Below are 23507 nucleotides of genomic sequence, written 5' to 3'. Positions count from 1 at the left end.
AAAAAAGGGCCCCGCGAAGGGGCCCTTTTCATATTGCATGGCGGTCGTTTAGACGCCCGAAGCCTTGGCAGCGGCAACGTCTTTGATCGACAGCTTGATACGGCCGCGGTTGTCCACGTCCAGTACCAGAACTTCAACTTCCTGACCTTCTTTCAGAATGTCGGTCACCTTCTCTACACGCGCATCGCTGAGCATGGAGATGTGCACCAGGCCATCCTTGCCCGGCAGGATGTTGACGAAGGCACCGAAGTCGACGATGCGCTCGACCTTGCCCACGTAGATCTTGCCGATCTCGGCCTCTGCGGTGATACCCAGGATGCGCTGGCGAGCAGCTTCCGCGGCATCTTTGGTTTCGCCGAAGATCTTGATCGAGCCATCGTCTTCGATGTCGATCGAGGCCTTGGTTTCTTCGCAGATGGCGCGAATGGTGGCGCCGCCTTTACCGATGACGTCACGGATCTTGTCGGTGTCGATCTTCATCGCGATCATGGTCGGGGCGTTGGCCGACAGCTCGGTACGCGATTGGCCGATGATCTGGTTCATCTGGCCGAGGATGTTCAGGCGCGCTTCCAGGGCTTGGCCCAGGGCGATTTCCATGATCTCTTCGGTGATGCCGTTGATCTTGATGTCCATCTGCAGCGCAGTAACGCCTTTGGCGGTACCAGCAACCTTGAAGTCCATGTCGCCCAGGTGGTCTTCGTCACCCAGGATGTCGGTCAGGACCGCGAACTTCTCGCCTTCCTTGACCAGGCCCATGGCGATACCGGCAACCGGAGCCTTCATCGGTACACCCGCGTCCATCAGGGCCAGGGAAGCACCGCAGACGGAGGCCATGGAGCTCGAGCCGTTGGACTCGGTGATTTCCGAAACCACACGGATGGTGTACGGGAACACGTCAGCAGCAGGCAGCATGGCCTGGACCGAACGGCGGGCCAGACGGCCGTGACCGATTTCACGACGGCCTGCACCGCCCATGCGACCACACTCGCCGACCGAGAACGGCGGGAAGTTGTAGTGCAGCATGAAGGGGTCTTTCTTCTCGCCTTCAAGGGTGTCCAGCAGCTGGGCGTCACGGGCAGTACCCAGGGTCGCAACGACCAGGGCCTGGGTTTCGCCACGGGTGAACAGTGCAGAACCGTGGGTTTTCGGCAGTACGCCGACTTCGATGTTCAGCGGGCGCACGGTCTTGGTGTCACGACCATCGATACGCGGCTTGCCGTTGACGATGTTCTCGCGAACGGTGCGGTATTCGATTTCACCGAAGATTTCTTTGACTTCGGACGCCGATGGCTGGCCTTCTTCACCGGAGAACTTGGCGATCGCCTGATCACGCAGCTCGCCCAGGCGCGCATAGCGGTCAGCCTTGACAGTGATGGTGTAGGCCTGAGAAACGCCCTCACCGAATTCGGCGCGGATGGCGTTGAACAGTTCGGTGTTGGCAACGGCTGGTTTCCAGTCCCAGGTCGGCTTGGCAGCTTCAGCGGCCAGCTCTTTGACAGCCTGGATAACGGCCTGGAATTCGTCGTGGGCGAACAGAACGGCGCCCAGCATCTGGTCTTCGGTCAGCTCTTGGGCTTCCGACTCAACCATCAGTACAGCAGATTCGGTACCGGCGACGACCATGTCCAGGCTGGAGGCAGCCAGTTGCTCGTAGGTCGGGTTCAGCAGGTAGCCGGTGCTTTCGTGGAAGGCAACGCGAGCCGCGCCGATCGGGCCTTCGAACGGAATGCCGGAGATGGCCAGGGCAGCCGAGGTACCGATCATCGCAGCGATGTCCGGGTCGGTCTTCTTGCTGGTGGACACCACGGTGCAGACGACCTGGACTTCGTTCATGAAGCCTTCAGGGAACAGCGGGCGGATCGGACGGTCGATCAGGCGCGAGGTCAGCGTCTCTTTCTCGGAAGGACGGCCTTCACGCTTGAAGAAGCCACCCGGGATCTTGCCGGCGGCGTAGGTCTTTTCCTGGTAGTGGACCGACAGCGGGAAGAAGCCCTTGCCTGGGTCGGCCTGCTTGGCTCCGACCACGGTCACCAGCACGGTGACGTCGTTGTCGACGGTAACCAGCACGGCGCCGGTTGCCTGGCGGGCAATACGGCCCGTCTCGAGAGTAACGGTCGACTGACCGAACTGGAATTTCTTGATTACCGGGTTCACGGTTTCCTACCTTTTTCAGTGGCTCTGGGGGAACTGGTTTCTTGCGAATTCTTGGGCAGAACGGGGAATCGGCCCCATTGACCGTCCAGATACAACACGAGGCTGGGAGCCTGGCGCCGAGCGGATAATCCGCTCAACATTGCCAGGCTGCCAACCTCGAAGATACGCGTGGCGTGTTCGACGCAAACGCTGCCAGGCAGCGTTCCCGAAGCATGCAACACGCCATGCACACCACTGACCAGGCCGCTATTAGCGACGCAGGCCCAGGCGACCGATCAGGGCGCTGTAACGAGTGGTGTCTTTGCCCTTCAGGTAGTCCAGCAGCTTGCGACGCTGGTTAACCATACGGATCAGGCCACGACGCGAGTGGTGGTCTTTACCGTTGGCCTTGAAGTGGCCTTGCAGCTTGTTGATGTTCGCGGTCAGCAGAGCGACCTGAACTTCCGGGCTACCAGTGTCGCCAGCGGCTTGCTGGAAGTCGGTAACGATTTGAGCTTTTTCTTCAACGCTGAGGGCCATGAGGCTTCTCCTGATAACGGAACCCGCGAACGGGTCCAATAGGCCAGGGACAAATCCCTGTATTAATAAAAAAGGTGTGACCGTGCCTACTGACAGCCACCCTTGTGTCCGCGGGCCGCAGCCGAAGCCTTGACCCGTGGTTTCGATCATTCCGACCGAATCAGTCGACGCGGCGCAATGCGCCCGTCTTCGCTCACTTCACCGATACCGATGAAGCGACCATTGTGATCCTGTACCCGGACCATGCCAAATTGCGGCGCGTCCGGCGCACGTACTGCCTGACCATGCAGCCAGTAGAAAGCGCTGTGTTCGGACAGGCCAACCAGCGGCCAGTCCTGCAGACCACTGTCGGCAGGCATGAGGAAGCGGTCGAGCGCTTCGTTGCCACCTTCGGCGTGTGCCTGTTCGAGTTCCTCGAGGGTCACGGTCTGGGCCAGCTCGAAGGGCCCCGCGTGGGTCCTGCGCAGCTCGGCAACATAGGCGCCGCAGCCAAGGGCCTCACCGATATCCTCCACCAGGGTGCGGATATAGGTGCCTTTGCTGCATCCTACGCTCAGCCGTGCACGGGTGCCTTCGCACTCGAGCAACTCCAAGCGGCCAATAGTAACAGAACGCGCCTCGCGCTCCACTACCTCTCCTGCACGTGCCAGTTTGTAAAGCGGCTGACCGTCACGCTTGAGGGCCGAGTACATGGGCGGTATCTGGCTGATCGGGCCGCGAAAACGAGGCAGCAGTGCCTCGATATCGGCACGACCAACGGTCACCTCCCGCGTTTGCAGGACTTCGCCTTCAGCGTCGGCAGTGTTGGTAGTCTGCCCCAGCTGCATGACCGTTTCGTAGCCCTTGTCGGAATCGAGCAGGTACTGCGAAAACTTGGTCGCCTCGCCAAAGCACAACGGCAGCACGCCAGTGGCCAAGGGGTCGAGGCTGCCGGTGTGGCCGGCCTTCTCGGCATTGAGCAACCAGCGCACTTTCTGCAATGCAGCGTTGGAGGTGAACCCCAACGGCTTGTCGAGCAGGATGATGCCGCTGACATTGCGGCGGATACGTTTGACCTGGGCCACCGCTTACTCCTTGGTGTCCAGCTCGTCGGCGTCCTTGTGCAGGCGGTCTTCGGCCACCGCACGCTCGATCAGCGCCGACAGGTGTACACCACGGCTGACGCTTTCATCGAAGTGGAAGTGCAGTTGCGGCACGCTGCGCAGCTGCATCGAGCGGCCCAGGTGCAGGCGCAGGAAACTGGCGGCGCTGTTCAGCGCCTTGAGCGACTGCTGCACCGCGTCCGGGGTTTCTTCACCCATGACGGTGATGAAAACCTTGGCATGCCCCAGGTCGCGGCTGACGTCCACGGCGGTGATGGTCACCAGACCGACGCGTGGATCCTTGACTTCACGGCGGATCAGTTCAGCCAGCTCGCGCTGCATCTGATCACCGATACGTTGGGTACGGCTGTATTCTTTGGCCATTTTTGCTACCTGTAACGTAAAGCGGCAAACGCCCGGTCAGGCTGAAGCCTGACCGGGCGCTACCTACAGAGGCGCTGCCACCGCCCTGGGACGGGGGCTGGCGCCATGCTCGCCCATTAAAGGGTACGAGCAACCTGGACTTTCTCGAAGACTTCGATCTTGTCGCCGACCTTGACGTCGTTGTAGCTCTTGACGCCAATACCGCACTCCATGCCCGAACGCACTTCGGCAGCGTCGTCCTTGAAGCGACGCAGCGACTCCAGCTCGCCTTCGAAGATCACAACGTCTTCGCGCAGTACGCGGATCGGACGGTTGCGGTACACGGTACCCTCGATGACCATACAGCCAGCGATGGCGCCGAACTTCGGCGAACGGAACACGTCACGTACTTCGGCGACGCCCAGGATGTTCTCGCGAACATCGCTGCCCAGCATGCCGGTCAGGGCCTTCTTGACGTCTTCGATGATGTCGTAGATCACGTTGTAGTAACGCATATCCAGACCTTCCTGCTCGACGATCTTGCGCGCACCGGCATCGGCACGCACGTTGAAGCCGAACAGCACCGCGTTGGACGCCAGCGCCAGGTTGGCATCGCTCTCGGTGATACCACCGACGCCGCCACCGATCACACGAACCTGAACTTCGTCGTTGCCCAAGCCGCCGAGCGAACCCTGCAGTGCTTCCAGGGAACCACGCACGTCGGTCTTGAGGACGATGTTGAGGGTCTTCTTCTCTTCCTGACCCATGGTCTCGAAGATGTTTTCCAGCTTGCCGGCGTGAGCACGGGCCAGCTTGACCTCGCGGTACTTGCCCTGACGGAACAGTGCAACTTCGCGGGCTTTCTTCTCGTCAGCAACCACGGACAGCTCGTCACCGGCTTCCGGCGTGCCGTCCAGGCCAAGGATCTCGACCGGGATCGACGGGCCAGCTTCCTTCACAGGCTTGCCGTTCTCGTCGAGCATGGCGCGAACACGGCCGTAGTTGGAGCCGCACAGGACCATGTCGCCCTGACGCAGGGTACCGTCCTGAACCAGGATGGTGGCTACCGGGCCGCGGCCCTTGTCGAGGCGCGATTCGACCACGACACCACGACCTGGAGCGGTCGGGGTAGCGGTCAGCTCGAGGATCTCGGCTTGCAGCAACACGGCTTCGAGCAGTTCGTCGACACCGGTACCCATCTTCGCCGAAACCTTGACGAACGGCGTGTCACCACCCCAGTCCTCGGAGGTCACACCTTCGACAGCCAGTTCGTTACGGATGCGATCGAGGTCGGCACCCGGCTTGTCGATCTTGTTCACTGCAACAACCAGTGGAACACCGGCTGCCTTGGCATGCTGGACGGCTTCGCGGGTCTGCGGCATCACACCGTCGTCCGCTGCCACCACCAGGATGACGATGTCGGTAGCCTTGGCACCACGGGCACGCATTGCGGTGAACGCGGCGTGGCCTGGGGTATCGAGGAAGGTGACCATGCCGCGGTCGGTTTCCACGTGGTAGGCACCGATGTGCTGGGTAATACCACCGGCTTCGCCAGCAGCAACCTTGGCACGACGGATGTAGTCGAGCAGCGAGGTCTTACCGTGGTCAACGTGGCCCATTACGGTAACGACCGGGGCACGCGATTCGGTTTGGCCTTCGAACTTCAACGACTCGGCCAGGGAGTCTTCCAGGGCAGTGTCGCTGACCAAGGTCACCTTGTGGCCCAGTTCTTCTGCGATCAGCTGAGCGGTTTCCTGGTCGAGCACCTGGTTGATGGTGACCGGGGTACCCAGCTTGAACATGAACTTGACGACTTCGGCGGCCTTGACCGACATCTGCTGTGCAAGCTCCGAGACGGTGATGGTCTCGCCGATGGTCACGTCACGGATGACAGGACCGGTCGGGTTCTGGAAGCCATGCTGGTTGCGCTTCTTCAGCTTGCCCTTGCCACCACGACCACGGCGAGCGCCATCGCTCTCTTCGTCGGTGGTGCGCGGAGCGGCACGCGGCGTCGGAGCCTTTTCCTTCTCCTTGACCTTGACCTTGATCGACACACGCGGCGCCTCGCCACGACGACGGTCGTCATCGCGAGTGCGGCTTTCGTTGCGGCGAGTCTCGTCCTTCTTGCGCTCGGCAGCACGGGCAGCGGCGTCTTCGGACGCCGGAGCGTCGGCGACTACCGGTGCCGGGGCAGCGGCAGGTGCCGGCTCTGCCTTGGCAGCCGTTGCAGGCGCAGCAGTGGCCGTTTCGGCAGCCTGGCGACGGGCCTGCTCTTCGTTACGCTGGCGAACCTCGGCCTCGACCTTCTCGCGAGCGGCGTTTTCAGCCGCGCGGCGCTCTTCCTGCTCGCGCTTCTGCTCGGCCTGGATCTCTTCCGGGCTGCGCTGCACGAATACTTTCTTCTTGCGTACTTCTACGCTGATGCTCTTGCTACCGGCGACACGCAGGGTGCTGGTGGTCTTGCGCTGCAAGGTAATCTTGCGCGGCTCTTCCGCCTTGCTCTTGTGGCTGCTCTTCAAATGGGTCAGCAGAGTCTGCTTCTCATTGTCGGTCACTACCTGACCGGCGTCGGTGTGCGGCAGACCTGCCTCACGCATCTGCTGCAGCAGGCGCTCTACCGGTGCCTCGACCTCTTGGGCCAGTTCTTTCACCGTGACTTGCGTCATGCACTTCTCTCCTCAGGCCGCGCCTAATTACTCGAACCAGTGGGCTCGGGCGGCCATGATCAACTTGCCGGCACGCTCTTCGTCGATGCCGTCGATGTCGAGCAGGTCGTCAATCGACTGCTCGGCCAGGTCTTCGCGGTTAACCACGCCGCGCACCGCCAGTTCCGCCGCCAGGTCCTTGTCCATGCCCTCAAGGGAGAGCAGGTCTTCGGCCGGATGGGCGTCTGCCAGTTTTTCTTCGGTAGCGATGGCCTTGGTCAACAAACGGTCCTTGGCTCGAGCGCGGAGCTCATTGACGATATCCTCGTCAAAGCCATCGATGTTGAGCATTTCTTCCAACGGTACGTAGGCAATTTCTTCGAGGCTGGTAAAGCCTTCGTCGACCAGCACTTGGGCCAGCTCCTCGTCGACTTCCAGTTCCTCGATGAAGTTGCGCAGGATGTCACCGGTTTCAGCCTGCTGCTTGGCCTGGATATCCTTTTCGGTCATCACGTTCAGGGTCCAGCCGGTCAACTGACTGGCCAGGCGAACGTTCTGACCACCACGGCCAATGGCCTGGGCCAGGTTGTCCTCGGCAACGGCGATGTCCATGGCATGGGCATCTTCATCAACGATGATCGCCGCGACTTCAGCCGGCGACATGGCGTTGATGACAAATTGCGCCGGGTTCTCGTCCCACAGGACGATATCCACACGCTCACCACCCAGCTCGCCGGATACGGCCTGGACACGCGAACCGCGCATGCCGATACAGGCACCTTGCGGGTCGATGCGCTTGTCCTTGGAGCGGACGGCGATCTTGGCACGCGAACCCGGATCACGGGACGCGGCCATGACTTCGATAAGGCCTTCGGCGATTTCCGGCACCTCGATACGGAACAGCTCGATCAGCATCTGCGGCGCAGTGCGCGACAGGATCAGCTGAGGGCCGCGGTTCTCGGTGCGGATTTCCTTGAGCAGCGCACGCAAGCGCACGCCAACCCGGAAGGTCTCACGCGGAATGATGTCTTCACGGGCCAGCAGCGCTTCCGCGTTGTTGCCCAGGTCGACGATGACGTTGTCGCGGGTGACCTTTTTCACAGTCCCCGAGATGATCTCGCCCACGCGTTCGCGGTAGGCATCCACCACCTGGGCGCGCTCGGCCTCGCGGACCTTCTGCACGATGACCTGCTTGGCGGTCTGGGCGGCAATACGACCGAATTCGATGGACTCGATCTTCTCTTCGATCACGTCACCTACCTTGGCATCAGGGTGGGTCTCGTGAATCTTGGCCAGCCAGGTCTCGATGGCCGGATCGTCCAGATCGGCCTCATCGACCACGGTCCAGCGACGGAAGGTCTCATAGCTACCGGTGTGGCGGTTGATTTCCACACGCAGGTCGACTTCGTCCTCAAAACGTTTTTTGGTTGCAGTAGCCAGGGCCACTTCCAGCGCTTCGAAAATGACGCCGGGCGGTACACCTTTTTCGTTGGATACCGATTCAACAACCAGCAGTACTTCTTTGCTCATCGTACGCCTCGCCTTGCGCAAGCCATTGGGCCCGGATAGTCCGCCGGGCCCGGCACGTCTCAGTCAAAACTGGGAATAATATTGGCCTTGTCGATCGAGTCGATCGGCAACAGGAACTCGTGACTGTCCACCTGGACCACCACATCCTGCTCCTCCACACCGCGGAGAAGGCCCTGGAAGTTACGACGCCCCTCAAAGGGTGTACGCAGCTTGATCTTCACTTGTTCGCCGGCATGCGAGGCAAACTGTTCCAGTGTGAACAGCGGGCGATCCATGCCAGGAGAGGACACCTCAAGGGTATATTCACTGCTGATCGGATCTTCCACATCGAGGATGGCGCTGGCTTGGCGGCTGACCGATTCGCAGTCGTCCACCAGAATGCCGCCTTCCTTGTCGATGTAGATGCGCAATACCGAATGCTTACCCTGGGAAACGTACTCGATCCCCCAGCATTGATAGCCCAGACCCTCGACAACCGGGGCCAACAAGGCCTGCAACTGTTCTAGCTTGCTCGACACCTGAACCCCCTCGTGCATGCTGTGCAAATAAAAAATGGGCGAAGCGCCCATCCCTGAAAGCGCCGTAGGACAACGACGCCGTAAACTGTTCGGCTAGCAAAAAGCCCCTGAAAAGGGGCTCCGCTGAAGCTGGTTGCGGGGGCTGGATTTGAACCAACGACCTTCGGGTTATGAGCCCGACGAGCTACCAAGCTGCTCCACCCCGCGACAAAGCTGGGGCGAAAGTATAAGACCGAACCCGTTGCTGGGTCAATCCAACCTCCACCTGCAAGAAAGCCCGCTAAAGCGGGCTCTCAAGCTTTAATTGGTACCGAGAAGGGGACTCGAACCCCTACACCCTATGGGCACAACCACCTCAAGGTTGCGTGTCTACCAATTCCACCACCTCGGCAATACTACATCTTGAAACCCGTTACTTCTGCTCTTCGGCTGGAGGAGGTACATCACCTTTAGGGGTGGTTTCGCTCTTCTGCTCCTGGAGCACCGGTACATCATCATTTACTGCCGGCTTTGGCTCTTTAACTTCCAACACCGCCGGATCCGGAAGACCCGCCTGGCTCAGCTGGTGAGCTTGTTGCTTGGCGAAGTATCCTAACCCAAGTGCTGTCAAAAAGAAAGTGGCAGCAAGTATAGCAGTAAATTTACTTAGGAAGGTAGCAGAACCTTGGCTTCCGAACACAGTATTTGAAGCACCTGCGCCGAAAGATGCACCTGCTTCCGCACCTTTACCCTGTTGCAACAGAACCAGCACTACTAGCGACAGCGCTGCCAACAGATGAAAAACAACGATGACTGTTTCCAGCATTTGTTCAGTTTCCTGCGGCGCGACAAATTGCACCGAATTCGTCTGCGTTCAGGGATGCTCCACCAATGAGCCCCCCATCAATATCCGGCATGCCGAACAGTTCGGCCGCATTGGCCGCCTTCACGCTACCGCCGTAGAGAAGCTGCACGTTTTCTGCAACTTCGGCGTCCATCGCTGCCAACTGCTTGCGGATGGCAGCATGCACATCCTGAGCTTGTTGCGGCGAGGCCGTCAAACCTGTACCGATGGCCCAGACAGGCTCATAGGCAACTACTGCATTGGCAAAAGCGGTAATACCGAACGCGTCGATAACACTGCTTAGTTGACGCCCAACAACTTCAAGCGTCTTGCCTGCCTCACGCTCTTCAAGAGTTTCCCCTATGCAGAGCACCGGCGTCAAACCACTTTTCTGAGCAGCTGCAAACTTGCGATTCAGCACTTCTTCACTTTCGCCGATAATCTGGCGACGCTCGGAATGGCCAATCAATACCAACTTGCAACCTGCTTCAGCCAACTGACTCGGTGCAACTTCACCGGTCAGCGCACCCTGTTCGGGTTGTACTGCAGAATTCTGTGCTCCAACGATGATTCCCTTGCCCTTCAGGCCATCAATGACTTCATTGATGAACAAGGCCGGTGGGAATACCGCGACTTCGATACCTTCGGGAATGAGCATTGTGCCCAAGCCCTGAGTCAGCTCAGCGACGCTGGCGCGGGTACCGTGCATCTTCCAGTTACCAGCTACCATGGGGCGACGCATGCTTTACCTCGTCGGTCAAAGTGGGCGCAGATCTTACCCAACCCGATCTGCGCTGGCAAGCCTCTTTCAGACACAAACTTCTTTGACCAGCTTGGCCAAGGCTTCGGCGTGGGTGCGCACCTGGTGCTCGTCGTCACCTTCGACCATCACCCGGACCAACGGCTCGGTACCGGATTTGCGCAACAGCACACGCCCGCGCCCTGCCATGTCCTCGGTCACCTTGGCGCTGGCCTCCTTGACCGCAGGGTGCTCCAGAGGGTCGACCTTGCTTGCACCGAAGCGCACGTTGATCAACACCTGGGGGCACTTGCGCAGGGCCTGGCGGGCCTGTGCCAGCGTCTCGCCGCGGCGCTTGAGTGCCATCAGCACCTGCAGTGCGGCAATGATCGCATCACCGGTAGTGGTATGGTTGCAGCACACCACGTGGCCAGAGTTCTCGCCACCGACCAGCCACTCGCGCTCAAGCAGCTCTGCCATCACGTAACGGTCGCCGACCTTGGCCCGCACGAACGGGATATCCAGGTCCTTGAGCGCCAGCTCCAGGCCCAGGTTGCTCATCAAGGTACCGACCACACCGCCCTGCAGCTTGCCTCGCTCGTGCATGTCGCGGGCGATGATGAACAGCAATTCGTCACCGTCGACGATGGCACCGGTATGGTCCACCATCAGCACACGGTCGCCATCACCGTCGAAAGCGATGCCCAGATCGGCATGGCCAACCAGTACTGCGGCCTGCAGCGACTCAATATGGGTCGAACCGCAGTTTTCGTTGATATTCAGCCCGTCGGGCTGTGCATGCAGCACGGTCACGTCGACACCCAACTCACGGAACACGCTCGGCGCGACCTTGTACGTAGCACCGTGGGCACAGTCGATCACCAGCTTGAGGCCCTCAAAGCTGGTGCTGCTGGGCACGCTGCTCTTGCAGAACTCGATGTAGCGGCCTGCAGCGTCGTTGATACGCGACACCTTGCCCAGCTTGCTCGAGTCGACCACCGTCATGGGCTGATCAAGCAACTCTTCGATCATCAGCTCGACTTCGTCCGGCAGCTTGGTGCCCTGGCCCGAGAAAAACTTGATACCGTTGTCATCGTGCGGATTGTGCGAGGCACTGATGACGATACCCGCCTCGGCATGGAACGTGCGGGTAAGGTAAGCGATGGCGGGCGTGGGCATCGGGCCAAGCAACATGACGTCGGCACCTGCTGCGGACAGCCCGGCCTCCAGTGCAGACTCGAACATGTAACCGGAGATGCGCGTGTCTTTGCCCACCAGCACGCGGCAATTGCCTTGCTTGCGGAAGGCCATGCCCGCCGCCCAGCCCAGCTTGAGCATGAAGTCAGGAGTGATCGGGTATTCGCCGACACGGCCACGGATGCCGTCGGTACCAAAATATTTTCTGCTCATAGAAACTCCAGTGTTCTTATTCGGCGCCTTGCACCGCAGCAATCATGCGCACGACATCGACAGTCTCGGCCACATCGTGGACGCGCAGAATGCTGGCGCCCTTGGTCATGGCCAACGCCGCCAGCGCCAGGCTGCCGTACAGTCGCTCGCCGACCGGGCGATCCAGCGCCAGGCCGATCATGCTCTTGCGTGAAACGCCCACCAACAACGGACGCCCGAGGCGATAGAGCGCTTCCATGTGTTTGAACAGGCTGAGGTTGTGCGCCAGTGTCTTGGCGAACCCGAAACCCGGGTCAAGAATGACCCGCTCGGCACCGATGCCCACCGCTGCGCAAGCAGCCATTCGCTGCTCAAGATAGCGCGTTACATCGGCGGTCACATCCTCGTAATGCGGGTTGTCCTGCATGTTCCCCGGCTCGCCACGCATGTGCATCAGGCACACCGGCAACCCCGTATCCGCTGCAGCATCCAGGGCGCCATCGCGCTCCAGTGCACGGACATCGTTGATCAGGCCGGCACCCAGGCGCGCGGCCTCGCGAATGACGGCTGGGGTAGAGGTATCGACAGAGATGACGACGTCGAGACGGCTGTTGATGGCCTCGACCATCGGGGCCACCCGCTCGAGCTCTTCGGTGACGGATACAGCGCGCGCACCCGGGCGCGTCGATTCGCCACCGATGTCGATCAGTGTGGCACCGGCCGCGACCATCGCCTCGGCATGGCGCAACGCTTCGTCACGCTGGGTGAAGCGCCCGCCGTCGGAGAACGAATCAGGGGTGATATTGAGGATACCCATGACATGGGTACGGGACAAATCAAGAACCCGGTTGCCGCAAGGCAACCGGGTCGGGTACAGCTTCGAGCTCATAGATGCCCTTAGTGTTGAGCCGCGGGGCCGCCAATCGGCGATTCCGGACGATCATTCTGGGCAGCCGGAGTGCCCGAGGTCTTGTCGTCGTCCCAGTCACGGGGTTCGCGCGGGGTACGACCAGACATGATGTCGTCGATCTGGTCAGCGTCGATGGTCTCGTACTTCATCAGCGCTTCGGCCATGGCGTCCAGCTTGTCGCGGTTGTCGGTCAGCAGCTGCTTGGCAGTGGCATAGCACTGGTCGATGATGCTGCGTACTTCGGAGTCGATCAGCTTGGCAGTCTCGCCCGAAACACTGGCGTGCTGGCTGCCGGCGCTACGGCCGAGGAACACCTCGCCCTCTTCTTCGGCATACATCAGTGGGCCGAGTTTTTCGGACAGGCCCCACTTGGTCACCATGTTCCGTGCAATCTGGCTGGCGCGCATGATGTCGTTGGACGCACCGGTGGTAACGCCATCGAAGCCCAGGGTCATTTCCTCGGCGATACGGCCGCCATACAGCGAGCAGATCTGGCTGATCAGGGCGCGCTTGGACAGGCTGTAACGGTCTTCCTCTGGCAAGAACATAGTGACGCCCAGGGCGCGACCACGAGGAATGATGGACACCTTGTAGACCGGATCGTGCTCCGGCACCAGGCGACCAACGATGGCGTGGCCTGCCTCGTGATAGGCAGTGTTCTGTTTTTCTTTCTCGGACATGACCATGGTCTTGCGCTCGGCGCCCATCATGATCTTGTCTTTGGCCAGCTCGAACTCTTTCATTTCGACCAGGCGCTTGTTGGAGCGCGCAGCGAACAGCGAAGCCTCGTTGACCAGGTTGGCCAGGTCGGCACCAGAGAAGCCAGGGGTGCCACGAGCAATGACCGCCGGGTTGACGTTATCGCCGATCGGCACCTTGCGCATGTGCACTTTGAGGATCTGCTCACGGCCGCGGATATCCGGCAAGCCAACCACGACCTGACGGTCGAAGCGGCCCGGGCGCAGCAGTGCTGGGTCGAGGACGTCCGGACGGTTGGTCGCTGCAATGACGATGATGCCATCGTTCATTTCAAAACCATCCATCTCCACCAGCAACTGGTTGAGGGTCTGCTCGCGCTCGTCGTGACCACCGCCCATGCCGGCGCCACGGTGGCGACCAACGGCGTCGATTTCGTCGATGAAGATAATGCACGGTGCGTGCTTCTTGGCCTGCTCGAACATGTCACGCACGCGGCTCGCGCCCACGCCGACGAACATTTCGACGAAGTCAGAGCCGGAAATGGTGAAGAACGGCACCTTGGCTTCGCCGGCAATGGCCTTGGCCAGCAGGGTCTTACCGGTACCTGGCGGGCCGACCATCAACACACCACGTGGAATGCGGCCACCCAGGCGCTGGAACTTGCCCGGGTCACGCAGGAACTCGACCAGCTCGCCGACCTCTTCCTTGGCCTCGTCGCAGCCAGCGACGTCAGCCAGGGTAGTCTTGACCTGGTCTTCGGACAGCAGGCGCGCCTTGCTCTTGCCGAAGCTCATCGGGCCGCCCTTGCCCCCCGCACCACCTTGCATCTGGCGCATGAAGAACATGAATACGGCAATGATCACCAGAATCGGGAAGCTCGCGACCAACAGCTGGGTCCAGATGCTCTGCTGCTCAGGCTGCTTGCCTTCGACCACGACGTGGTTGTCGACCAGGTCGCCGATCAGGCCATTGTCGGTAATGGCCGGGCGCACGGTCTTGAAGTTGTCACCGTCGGCGCGCTTGCCGGTAATGATGTAGCCGTCGACGGTCACACGCTCGACCTTGCCATCCTTGACCTGCTGGATGAAGTCGGAGTAGTTGAGGGTCTGCGGCTCGTTAGGGCTGGAGAAGTTGTTCATCACTGTCACCAGGACAGCTGCGATGATCAACCACAGGATCAGATTCTTTGCCATGTCGTTCAATTCGCTACCCTCTGAGGCCGGCGCACGACGCAGCCGTGCCTCGCATGATATTCATCGCCCTAACTTACTACATTACCTACGCATCCGCAGGCACCGTCTGTAACCCTTTGTGAAACCTAGACTACACGAAGTTCGGACGATCCAGACGGGCTGGCCGATTGGAATTAACTATCAGCCACCCCGCAACACGCCTCATGCCCCTTTGAATCCCTTGGCCAGCAGATACTGTTCACGGGAACGATCCCGCGAAGACGATGGCTTGCGCATCTGTACCTTGTCGAACTTGCTACGCACGTCCTTGAGGTACACATCGAAACCCTCGCCCTGGAAAATCTTGATCAGGAAGTCCCCGCCGGGCTTGAGCACGCGGGTCGCCAGATCCAGAGCCAGCTCGCAGAGGAACATGGCACGCGGCATGTCCACCGCAGGCGTACCACTCATATTGGGGGCCATGTCGGAAATCACAAGGTCTACGTGCGAATCACCGACCGCCTGGAGGATCTGCTGCAGCACTTCGTCCTGGGTGAAGTCGCCTTGAATGAAGGTAACATCAGGGATCGAGTCCATTTCCAGGATGTCGGAAGCGATCAGTCGACCTTGGCCACCAATCAGACGACTGGTCACCTGCGACCAGCCCCCAGGCGCTGCGCCCAGGTCGATCACGCTCATGCCAGGGCGAATCAGGCGGTCCTTTTCCTGAATCTCCAGCAGTTTGTAGCTCGCGCGTGAGCGGTAGCCATCCTTCTGCGCCTGCTTCACAAAAGGATCGTTGAAATGCTCTCGCAGCCAGTTTGCGCTGCTTTTGGAACGTTGTACCACGGGGCACCTCGATGATATGCGTCGTGATTGACTGGGCGGAGCCGGTGGCCCTCGGGTAAAATGCCGGTCAATTTTACAGAATCAGACGGAAAGGGTCAGATTATGCCGCTCAATAACGAGCAGAAGAAGCAATACAAGTCCATTGGTCATGACCTGAAGCCGGTCCTGATCGTTGCTGGCAACGGTTTGAATGAAGGCGTCATCGCCGAACTGGAACGCGCGCTGGCCGACCATGAACTGATCAAGGTCGAGATTCGTTCGGAAGACCGCGAGGAACGTGCCGAAACCATCGCCGAGCTGTGCAAGGCCGGCCGTGCCGAACTGGTGCAGACCATTGGCAAGAAAGCCCTGATCTACCGCAAGAACCCACAGCCGAACAAGCAGCTGTCCAACATCCACCGTTACAAGTAACGGTAGCTCCGATCAGTGGCGCGGTGAACGCGCCCTGACCGGGACCGGCTGGGCCACCAGCACGATGCCGGAAAAGCCCAGCACCAGGAAGCAGAACATCTGCCAGCGCTCGCCCACGGAAATACCGTAGCGCAAGGTGTAATACCCTACGCAGGCACCAAAGCCGAGCAACAGCATCTGGCCACGGAACTGCCGCCACCAGGCCGCCAGGCCGTCCACCCTCGCCAGCACTGCCAGCTGGGTCAACAAGCCAAGCAACGCCACGCCGATCAACCAGCGGTCGATCTGCCCTGCGATGTCCTGCACCAGCAGCGGCGCCAGGCCACTGACCTTGAGCGCAGGCACCAGCCCCACGTGAAACACCCACAAGCCACCGACCCAGAAAACCTGGGCCAGTTGCCAGAGGATGCCCTCGAGGGATGGCGCCCGCAGGCGCCGATCAGATGTGCTTGACTTCGACAATCTCGTACTCGACCGTGCCGCTCGGCGTCTTGACGACGACAGTATCACCTTCTTCCTTGCCGATGATGGCGCGGGCGATTGGTGCGCTGCTCGAAAGCTTGCCCTGCTTCACGTCGGCTTCGTCCTCGCCGACGATCTGGTAGGTCACCTCGTCATCGGTTTCGGTGTTGGCCAGCACCACGGTGGTGCCGAAGATCACCTTGCCGGTGTGAGGGATAGTGGTCACATCGATCACTACCGAGTTTTGCAGACGGCCTTCGATATCGCGGATACGCGCTTCGACCATGCCCTGCTCTTCACGGGCGGCATGGTATTCGGCGTTTTCCTTGAGGTCGCCCAGCTCGCGTGCTTCACCGATCGCCTGGCTCAGGCGCGGGCGCTCGGTCTTGCTCAGGAACAGGTGCTCCTCTTCCAGGGCGCGAGCGCCCTGGACGGTCATCGGGTACTTGGTAATGCTCATGCTTTGAGTCCTGCATGCAAATCCTGCAAGCGACGAACGGTCTTTTCAGGGCCGAATTTCAGCGCTTCGCAGATGGCTTCACCAGCCGCAATGGTGGTTGTGCAGTAAATCTTGTGCTGCAGCGCATTGCGACGAATCGAGTAGGAATCGGCGATCGACTGGCGGCCTTCGGTGGTGTTGATGATCAGCGACACTTCGTCGTTCTTGATCATGTCGACCACGTGTGGGCGACCCTCGGTCACTTTGTTCACGCGGCGCACTTTCAGGCCAGCCGCTTCGATAACCTTGGCGGTACCTGCAGTAGCAACCACTTCGAAGCCCAGGGCGATCAGGTCACGGGCAACGCCAGCCACCTGTGGCTTGTCGTCGTCACGCACGCTGATGAATGCGGTACCGCCGGTTGGCAGCACTTCGCTGGCACCCATCTGGGCCTTGGCGAACGCTTCACCGAAGCTGTCGCCGACACCCATGACTTCACCGGTCGATTTCATCTCAGGGCCGAGGATCGGGTCAACCCCTGGGAACTTGGCGAACGGGAAGACGGCTTCCTTGACGCTGTAGAAGTTCGGGATGATTTCTTCGGTGAAGCCCAGTTCTTTCAGGGTTTTGCCAGCCATGACGCGCGCCGCGATCATCGCCAGCGAAGTGCCGATGCACTTGGAGACGAACGGCACGGTACGCGAGGCGCGCGGGTTGACTTCGATCACGTAGATCTTGTCGCCCTGCAAGGCCAGCTGCACGTTCATCAAGCCGACAACGCCCAGTTCCAGGGCCATCTTGCGCACCTGCTCGCGGACTTCGTCCTGCACTTGCTTGCTCAGCGAGTACGGCGGCAGCGAGCACGCCGAGTCACCGGAGTGAACGCCGGCCTGCTCGATGTGCTGCATGATGGCGCCGATCACCACGTCGGTGCCGTCGCAGACCGCATCCACGTCCATCTCGATGGCGCAGTTGAGGAAGTGGTCGAGCAGCACCGGGCTGTCGTTGGACACCTGTACCGCTTCACGCAGGTAGCGCTTGAGCTCGTCCAGTTCGTAGACGATCTCCATGGCGCGGCCGCCCAGTACGTACGATGGGCGCACGACCAGTGGGTAACCGATACCGCCAGCGGCACGGATGGCCTCGTCTTCGCTGCGCACGGTAGCGTTTGGCGGCTGCAGCAGGTTCAGGCGCTGAACCATCTGCTGGAAGCGCTCGCGGTCTTCGGCGCGGTCAATGGCGTCCGGGCTGGTACCGATGATCGGTACGCCGGCTTCTTCCAGGGCGCGTGCCAGTTTCAGCGGAGTCTGGCCGCCGTAGTGAACGATCACGCCCTTGGGCTTCTCGACGCGGCAGACTTCCAGCACGTCTTCCAGGGTCAGCGGCTCGAAGTACAGACGGTCGGAGGTGTCGTAGTCGGTGGAAACGGTTTCCGGGTTGCAGTTGACCATGATGGTCTCGTAACCGTCTTCACGCAGCGCCAGTGCCGCGTGTACGCAGCAGTAGTCGAACTCGATGCCTTGGCCGATACGGTTAGGGCCACCACCGAGGATCATGATCTTGTCGCGGGTCGACGGGTTGGCCTCGCACTCTTCCTCGTAGGTGGAGTACAGGTAGGCGGTGTCAGTGGCGAACTCGGCGGCGCAGGTGTCGACGCGCTTGTAGACCGGGAACACTTCCAGCTTGTGGCGGTGACGACGCAGGTTCTTGTCGGTGATGCCGAGCAGCTTGGCAAGGCGCTGGTCCGAGAAGCCTTTGCGCTTGAGGCGCAGCATCAGGTCCTTGTCGATGGCCGACAGGGCCAGGGTCTTGACCTTCTCTTCTTCCTTGATCAGGTCTTCCATCTGAACCAGGAACCACATGTCGATGCCGGTCAGGGCGAAGATTTCTTCGCACGTCATGCCCGAACGCATGGCATCAGCCACGTACCAGATGCGCTCGGCGCCCGGAACGGTCAGTTCGCGCTTGAGGATGCTGCTGGCTTCTGGGCTGGCCAGGTCGACTTTCGGGTCCAGGCCACAGGCACCGACTTCCAGGCCACGCAGGGCCTTTTGCAGGGATTCCTGGAAGGTACGGCCGATGGCCATGACTTCACCCACAGACTTCATCTGGGTGGTCAGACGGGCGTCGGCTTTCGGGAATTTCTCGAAGGCGAAGCGTGGCAGCTTGGTGACGACGTAGTCGATCGACGGCTCGAAGGACGCCGGGGTGCGACCGCCGGTGATGTCGTTCTGCAACTCGTCCAGGGTGTAGCCGACGGCCAGCTTGGCGGCGATCTTGGCGATCGGGAAGCCGGTGGCCTTCGAAGCCAGGGCCGAGGAACGCGAAACGCGCGGGTTCATCTCGATCACGACCATGCGGCCAGTGTTCGGGCAGATACCGAACTGCACGTTGGAACCGCCGGTTTCGACACCGATTTCACGCAGCACCGCCAGCGAGGCGTTGCGCATGATCTGGTATTCCTTGTCGGTCAGGGTCTGTGCCGGCGCCACGGTGATCGAGTCACCGGTGTGCACGCCCATCGGGTCGAAGTTCTCGATGGAGCAGACGATGATGCAGTTGTCCTTCTTGTCGCGGACCACCTCCATCTCGTATTCCTTCCAGCCGATCAGCGATTCGTCGATCAGCAGCTCCTTGGTCGGCGACAGGTCCAGACCACGGGCGCAGATTTCTTCGAATTCTTCACGGTTGTAGGCGATACCACCACCGGTGCCGCCCATGGTGAAGGACGGACGGATGATGCACGGGAAGCCCAGACGCTCGAGGACGGCGTTGGCTTCTTCCATGCTGTGGGCGATACCGGAGCGCGGGCACTCCAGGCCGATGTCCTTCATCGCCTTGTCGAAGCGCGAACGGTCTTCGGCTTTGTCGATGGTGTCGGCGTTGGCACCGATCATCTCTACGCCGAACTTTTCCAGAACGCCGTGGCGCTCCAGGTCCAGGGCGCAGTTCAGTGCGGTCTGGCCGCCCATGGTCGGCAACAGCGCGTCAGGGCGCTCTTTTTCGATGATCTTGGCCACCGATTGCCATTTGATCGGCTCGATGTAGGTGGCGTCGGCCATGGCCGGGTCGGTCATGATGGTGGCAGGGTTGGAGTTCACCAGGATGACGCGGAACCCTTCCTCGCGCAGGGCTTTGCAAGCCTGGGCGCCGGAGTAGTCGAATTCGCAGGCCTGGCCGATCACGATCGGGCCAGCGCCGAGAATCAGGATGCTTTTGATGTCTGTACGTTTTGGCATGGTTGTCACTCAAATCCGCGGGTCAGTCGGCAAGCCGTCTTGAACAATCTGGGTCAGGCGCTTCCGGGCGCGGCGCAAGCCGGCCCGGGGCCTTGATGCAGGATGCTCAGCGGCGCTTGGCCATGGCATCGGTGAAACGATCGAACAGGGGCGCGACGTCGGTCGGGCCTGGGCTCGCTTCAGGGTGGCCCTGGAAGCTGAACGCGCTCTTGTCGGTACGCTCGATACCCTGCAGGGTACCGTCGAACAGCGACTTGTGGATGGCGCGGACATTGCCCGGCAAGGTGGCTTCGTCCACGGCGAAACCGTGGTTCTGGCTGGTGATCATGACCACGCCGGTGTCCAGGTCCTGGACCGGGTGGTTGGCACCGTGGTGGCCGTGGCCCATTTTCAAGGTCTTGGCGCCGGAAGCCAGGGCCAGCAGTTGGTGGCCCAGGCAGATGCCGAATACCGGGATCTCGGTTTCAAGGATTTCCTTGATTGCCTGGATCGCGTAGTCGCATGGCTCGGGGTCACCTGGGCCGTTGGAGAGGAACACGCCATCGGGGTTGAGGGCGAGCACTTCGCTGGCCGGGGTCTGGGCAGGCACCACGGTCACGCGGCAACCGCGGGCGACCAGCATGCGCAGGATGTTCAGCTTGACGCCGTAGTCGAAGGCGACCACGTGGTACGGCAGTTCGGATGCGTCCAGGGTCGGGTGGCTGTCGGTTTTCAGCTCCCACACGCTGGAGCGCCACTCGTAGCGCTCCTTGGTGGAAACGACCTTGGCCAGGTCCATGCCCTTCAGGCCCGGGAAGGCACGGGCAGCGGCGATGGCGGCTTCTTCGCTGATGTTGTCACCGGCAAGGATGCAACCGTTCTGAGCGCCCTTTTCACGCAGGATACGGGTCAGACGACGGGTGTCGATACCCGCGATGGCAACGACATTGTTCGCCTTGAGGTAGTCGGGCAGCGACTGGGTGTTACGCCAGTTGCTGGCCAGCAGCGGCAGGTCACGGATGACCAGGCCAGCCGACCAGACACGGTTCGACTCGGCGTCTTCCGGGGTAGTGCCGGTGTTGCCAATGTGCGGGTAGGTCAGGGTAACGATTTGCTGCGCGTAGGAAGGGTCTGTAAGGATTTCCTGGTAGCCGGTCATAGCGGTGTTGAACACCACCTCACCAACGGTCTGACCGTCGGCACCGATGGCTTCACCGCGAAAAATACTGCCGTCGGCAAGGGCGAGTATGGCTGGCTTTGTCAAGAAGACCTCCCGTAAATCAAGCATGAAAGGGCGATCGCAGGTTGCAAAAAAGCGGAGTGACGTATGGACACGTCACCCCGCTTTTATGTGCTGAATTCAATTCGCTGCGCGCTTTTAGTGGACACACTAAAGCTGTAGCTTACAGAAAAGTGCGTTTTGGGTCTACCGTATATGTGCCTCTAAAACACATGATTGCGACAGACAGGGATCGGCGGGGCATTCTTCGCGGGGCAAGCCCGCTCCCACAGAGGATTGTGGAGTCCTTGTGGGAGCGGGCTTGCCCCGCGAAGAAATCAACACTGCTTGAACGGCTTAGCGCAGCTCCAGCACATCCTGCATGTCGTACAAGCCAGCCTCACGCCCATCCAGCCACAGCGCCGCACGCACCGCACCCTTGGCGAAGGTCATGCGGCTGGAGGCCTTGTGGGTGATTTCCAGGCGCTCGCCTTCAGCGGCGAACAACACGGTGTGGTCACCCACTACATCGCCGGCACGCACAGTAGCGAAGCCGATGGTCTTGCGATCGCGCGCGCCGGTCTGCCCTTCACGGCCATACACCGCCACTTCCTGCAGGTCACGCCCCAGCGCATTGGCGACCACTTCGCCCATCCGCAGCGCAGTCCCCGAGGGTGCATCGACCTTGTGCCGGTGGTGCGCCTCGATGATCTCGATGTCGACATCATCACCCAGCACCCGCGCCGCCATGTCCAGCAACTTGAGGCTGAGGTTGACGCCTACGCTGAAGTTGGCGGCGAACACAATAGGAATGTCCTTGCCTGCCTCGACCAGCAACTGCTTCTCTTCAGCGGTGAAACCGGTGGTACCGATGATCATCGCCTTGCCGTGCTTGCGGCAGAACGCCAAATTCTTCAGGGTCACCGAAGGGTGCGTGAAGTCGATCAGCACGTCGAATTCGTCAGCCACCTTAGCCAGGTCATCGGACAGCAACACGCCGATCCGCCCGAGGGCCGCCAACTCACCGGCATCAGCCCCGACGAGCGAACTGTCAGGACGATCGATCGCCGCCGTGAGCCCGGCACCCGGGGTTTGCTGCACCGCTTCAACGAGGGTCTTGCCCATCCGCCCTGCCGCGCCCATCACTGCAATACGTCGCATAGCCATGTCCTTTTCAGAGATCGCCGAAGAAGCGCTTCACGCCTTCGAACCAGCCACTGGCCTTGGGCGAATGGGAGCTGTCGCCTTCGAGCGAATCCCGCAGTTCCTCGAGCAGCTCGCGCTGGCGGCGGCTGAGGTTGACCGGGGTTTCCACTGCCACGCGGCACAGCAGGTCACCGGCCGCACCACCACGCACTGGCGCCACACCCTTGCCACGCAGGCGGAACTGCTTGCCGGTCTGGGTACCTTCGGGGATCTTCAGCTTGACGCGACCGTCAAGGGTCGGCACTTCCAGCTCGCCACCCAAGGCAGCGTCGGTGTAGCTGATCGGCACTTCGCAGTACAGGTGCTTGCCATCACGCTGGAAGATCGCATGCTCACGCACGTTGATGACCACATACAGGTCACCGGTAGGGCCGCCGTGGGTCCCCGCCTCGCCCTCGCCGGACAGGCGAATGCGGTCGCCGGTATCGACACCTGCCGGCACCTTGACCGACAACGTCTTGTATTCCTCGACACGGCCTTCGCCATGGCACGAGGTGCATGGGTCGGTAATGATCTTGCCCTGGCCATGGCAGCGCGGGCAGGTTTGCTGCACCGAGAAGAAGCCTTGCTGCATGCGCACCTGGCCGATACCGCCACAGGTCGGGCAAGTGGCCGGGGTGGAACCTTTCTTGGCACCGGAGCCATCGCACGGCTTGCAGTTGACCAGGGTGGGAACGCGGATACTGACCGTGGTGCCACGCACCGCTTCTTCCAGGTTCAGCTCCAGGGTATAGCGCAGGTCGCTGCCACGCTGGGCACCGCCACGCGAACCGCCACGACCACCACCGAAGAAATCGCTGAACACATCACCGAAAATATCGGAGAAGTTGGCGCCACCGAAGCCGGCACCACCGCCACCCATGCTAGGGTCGACGCCGGCATGGCCGTACTGGTCATACGCCGCGCGCTTGCTGGCATCGGACAGCACTTCATAGGCCTCGTTGGCCTCTTTGAACTGCTCTTCCGACTCCTTGTCGCCCGGGTTGCGGTCGGGGTGGAACTTCATCGCCAGGCGGCGATAGGCCTTTTTGAGATCACCTTCACTGGCGCCGCGCTCGACACCCAGGACCTCATAATAATCACGCTTTGCCATAGGTCATTTGCACTCTTGGGGGCGTTCGGCATACCTCTGCGCTATGCGCTGTGCCGCAGCACCCGCC

At 60.8% G+C, this 23507-nt stretch carries 20 protein-coding genes and 2 tRNA genes; 1 reads left to right on the top strand and 21 read right to left on the bottom strand.

The annotated features are described in order from the left end of the window. Positions 1-48 precede the first annotated feature (48 nt). The 15 genes from pnp to rlmE form a co-directional block, all read right to left on the bottom strand. The gene (gene pnp / locus APH34_RS09765) at positions 49-2154 is read right to left on the bottom strand and encodes a polyribonucleotide nucleotidyltransferase (RefSeq protein ID WP_054900961.1); all 2106 of its coding nucleotides are present in this window, start codon (positions 2152-2154) and stop codon (positions 49-51) included. A 249-nt stretch (positions 2155-2403) separates the two neighbouring features. After that, positions 2404-2673 carry a 30S ribosomal protein S15 gene (rpsO, locus tag APH34_RS09760; protein WP_012274241.1) on the bottom strand — a complete coding sequence of 90 codons (270 nt, stop codon included), beginning with the start codon at positions 2671-2673 and terminating at the stop codon, positions 2404-2406. 146 nt (positions 2674-2819) lie between these two features. Further along, positions 2820-3737, bottom strand: coding sequence for a tRNA pseudouridine(55) synthase TruB (truB, locus tag APH34_RS09755; RefSeq protein WP_054900960.1), 918 nt, complete (start codon positions 3735-3737; stop codon positions 2820-2822). A gap of 3 nt (positions 3738-3740) precedes the next feature. Continuing rightward, positions 3741-4139: a 30S ribosome-binding factor RbfA gene (gene rbfA / locus APH34_RS09750; RefSeq protein WP_016391794.1), complete on the bottom strand. Its 399-nt coding sequence runs from the start codon at positions 4137-4139 to the stop codon at positions 3741-3743. Positions 4140-4255: 116 nt separating this feature from the next. Then, the gene (gene infB / locus APH34_RS09745; RefSeq protein WP_054900959.1) at positions 4256-6784 is read right to left on the bottom strand and encodes a translation initiation factor IF-2; all 2529 of its coding nucleotides are present in this window, start codon (positions 6782-6784) and stop codon (positions 4256-4258) included. Positions 6785-6811: 27 nt separating this feature from the next. Next, positions 6812-8293, bottom strand: a complete 1482-nt coding sequence (nusA, locus tag APH34_RS09740; protein WP_054900958.1) for a transcription termination factor NusA — start codon at positions 8291-8293, stop codon at positions 6812-6814. A 59-nt stretch (positions 8294-8352) separates the two neighbouring features. After that, entirely contained in the window at positions 8353-8811 is a 459-nt protein-coding gene (gene rimP / locus APH34_RS09735; protein ID WP_054900968.1) for a ribosome maturation factor RimP, read from the bottom strand. 130 nt (positions 8812-8941) lie between these two features. Continuing rightward, positions 8942-9018: transfer RNA gene (locus APH34_RS09730), tRNA-Met, on the bottom strand. 98 nt (positions 9019-9116) lie between these two features. Continuing rightward, positions 9117-9202, bottom strand: a tRNA-Leu gene (locus APH34_RS09725). Positions 9203-9223: 21 nt separating this feature from the next. After that, a complete protein-coding gene (gene secG, locus APH34_RS09720; protein WP_054900957.1) occupies positions 9224-9616 on the bottom strand; it encodes a preprotein translocase subunit SecG in 393 nt (130 codons plus the stop codon). 4 nt (positions 9617-9620) lie between these two features. Continuing rightward, complete coding sequence (gene tpiA / locus APH34_RS09715; RefSeq protein ID WP_054900956.1) at positions 9621-10376, bottom strand: triose-phosphate isomerase; 756 nt, start codon at positions 10374-10376, stop codon at positions 9621-9623. A gap of 66 nt (positions 10377-10442) precedes the next feature. After that, complete coding sequence (gene glmM / locus APH34_RS09710) at positions 10443-11783, bottom strand: phosphoglucosamine mutase (protein ID WP_054900955.1); 1341 nt, start codon at positions 11781-11783, stop codon at positions 10443-10445. 16 nt (positions 11784-11799) lie between these two features. Next, the gene (gene folP / locus APH34_RS09705; protein ID WP_054900954.1) at positions 11800-12651 is read right to left on the bottom strand and encodes a dihydropteroate synthase; all 852 of its coding nucleotides are present in this window, start codon (positions 12649-12651) and stop codon (positions 11800-11802) included. A gap of 8 nt (positions 12652-12659) precedes the next feature. Beyond that, positions 12660-14564, bottom strand: coding sequence for an ATP-dependent zinc metalloprotease FtsH (gene ftsH, locus APH34_RS09700; RefSeq protein WP_054900953.1), 1905 nt, complete (start codon positions 14562-14564; stop codon positions 12660-12662). Between the two features lie 201 nt (positions 14565-14765). After that, positions 14766-15392, bottom strand: coding sequence for a 23S rRNA (uridine(2552)-2'-O)-methyltransferase RlmE (rlmE, locus tag APH34_RS09695; protein ID WP_016391785.1), 627 nt, complete (start codon positions 15390-15392; stop codon positions 14766-14768). A gap of 102 nt (positions 15393-15494) precedes the next feature. On the opposite strand from rlmE, the gene yhbY reads away from it, so the two are divergent. Continuing rightward, on the top strand, positions 15495-15803 hold the full coding sequence (yhbY, locus tag APH34_RS09690) for a ribosome assembly RNA-binding protein YhbY (protein ID WP_051101222.1): 309 nt from the start codon (positions 15495-15497) through the stop codon (positions 15801-15803). Between the two features lie 12 nt (positions 15804-15815). On the opposite strand, the gene APH34_RS09685 is transcribed toward yhbY, so the two are convergent. The 6 genes from APH34_RS09685 to dnaJ form a co-directional block, all read right to left on the bottom strand. Next, positions 15816-16265: a hypothetical protein gene (locus APH34_RS09685; protein ID WP_012053750.1), complete on the bottom strand. Its 450-nt coding sequence runs from the start codon at positions 16263-16265 to the stop codon at positions 15816-15818. Continuing rightward, positions 16243-16725 (bottom strand): transcription elongation factor GreA, encoded by a 483-nt coding sequence (gene greA / locus APH34_RS09680; RefSeq protein WP_082422760.1) that lies wholly within the window; start codon positions 16723-16725, stop codon positions 16243-16245. The genes APH34_RS09685 and greA overlap by 23 nt, the downstream gene beginning before the upstream one ends. After that, positions 16722-19943 (bottom strand): carbamoyl-phosphate synthase large subunit, encoded by a 3222-nt coding sequence (gene carB / locus APH34_RS09675; RefSeq protein ID WP_054900952.1) that lies wholly within the window; start codon positions 19941-19943, stop codon positions 16722-16724. The genes greA and carB overlap by 4 nt, the downstream gene beginning before the upstream one ends. A 106-nt stretch (positions 19944-20049) precedes the next feature. Then, entirely contained in the window at positions 20050-21186 is a 1137-nt protein-coding gene (gene carA / locus APH34_RS09670) for a glutamine-hydrolyzing carbamoyl-phosphate synthase small subunit (protein ID WP_054900951.1), read from the bottom strand. Positions 21187-21498: 312 nt separating this feature from the next. Then, a complete protein-coding gene (gene dapB, locus APH34_RS09665) occupies positions 21499-22302 on the bottom strand; it encodes a 4-hydroxy-tetrahydrodipicolinate reductase (RefSeq protein ID WP_054900950.1) in 804 nt (267 codons plus the stop codon). 13 nt (positions 22303-22315) lie between these two features. Then, positions 22316-23440: a molecular chaperone DnaJ gene (gene dnaJ / locus APH34_RS09660; protein WP_054900949.1), complete on the bottom strand. Its 1125-nt coding sequence runs from the start codon at positions 23438-23440 to the stop codon at positions 22316-22318. Positions 23441-23507: the final 67 nt, after the last annotated feature.

Origin of the sequence: Pseudomonas sp. NBRC 111131 (assembly GCF_001320525.1) — a bacterium.
Taxonomy (GTDB): Bacteria; Pseudomonadota; Gammaproteobacteria; order Pseudomonadales; family Pseudomonadaceae; genus Aquipseudomonas; species Aquipseudomonas ceruminis.
Note: the sequence above shows the minus strand (reverse complement) of the source record. Positions and strands in the feature narration are given on the sequence as shown.

What these genes read in the sequence shown, in the direction of transcription:
- dnaJ (WP_054900949.1), bottom strand. Translation starts at nt 23,440, where the DNA reads ATGGCAAAGCGTGATTATTATGAGGTCCTGGGTGTCGAGCGCGGCGCC.
- carB (WP_054900952.1), bottom strand. Translation starts at nt 19,943, where the DNA reads ATGCCAAAACGTACAGACATCAAAAGCATCCTGATTCTCGGCGCTGGC.
- glmM (WP_054900955.1), bottom strand. Translation starts at nt 11,783, where the DNA reads ATGAGCAGAAAATATTTTGGTACCGACGGCATCCGTGGCCGTGTCGGC.
- greA (WP_082422760.1), bottom strand. Translation starts at nt 16,725, where the DNA reads ATGAGCATTACCAAGTACCCGATGACCGTCCAGGGCGCTCGCGCCCTG.
- rbfA (WP_016391794.1), bottom strand. Translation starts at nt 4,139, where the DNA reads ATGGCCAAAGAATACAGCCGTACCCAACGTATCGGTGATCAGATGCAG.
- nusA (WP_054900958.1), bottom strand. Translation starts at nt 8,293, where the DNA reads ATGAGCAAAGAAGTACTGCTGGTTGTTGAATCGGTATCCAACGAAAAA.
- secG (WP_054900957.1), bottom strand. Translation starts at nt 9,616, where the DNA reads ATGCTGGAAACAGTCATCGTTGTTTTTCATCTGTTGGCAGCGCTGTCG.
- rpsO (WP_012274241.1), bottom strand. Translation starts at nt 2,673, where the DNA reads ATGGCCCTCAGCGTTGAAGAAAAAGCTCAAATCGTTACCGACTTCCAG.
- yhbY (WP_051101222.1), top strand. Translation starts at nt 15,495, where the DNA reads ATGCCGCTCAATAACGAGCAGAAGAAGCAATACAAGTCCATTGGTCAT.
- ftsH (WP_054900953.1), bottom strand. Translation starts at nt 14,564, where the DNA reads ATGGCAAAGAATCTGATCCTGTGGTTGATCATCGCAGCTGTCCTGGTG.
- infB (WP_054900959.1), bottom strand. Translation starts at nt 6,784, where the DNA reads ATGACGCAAGTCACGGTGAAAGAACTGGCCCAAGAGGTCGAGGCACCG.
- folP (WP_054900954.1), bottom strand. Translation starts at nt 12,651, where the DNA reads ATGAGCTCGAAGCTGTACCCGACCCGGTTGCCTTGCGGCAACCGGGTT.
- dapB (WP_054900950.1), bottom strand. Translation starts at nt 22,302, where the DNA reads ATGCGACGTATTGCAGTGATGGGCGCGGCAGGGCGGATGGGCAAGACC.
- tpiA (WP_054900956.1), bottom strand. Translation starts at nt 10,376, where the DNA reads ATGCGTCGCCCCATGGTAGCTGGTAACTGGAAGATGCACGGTACCCGC.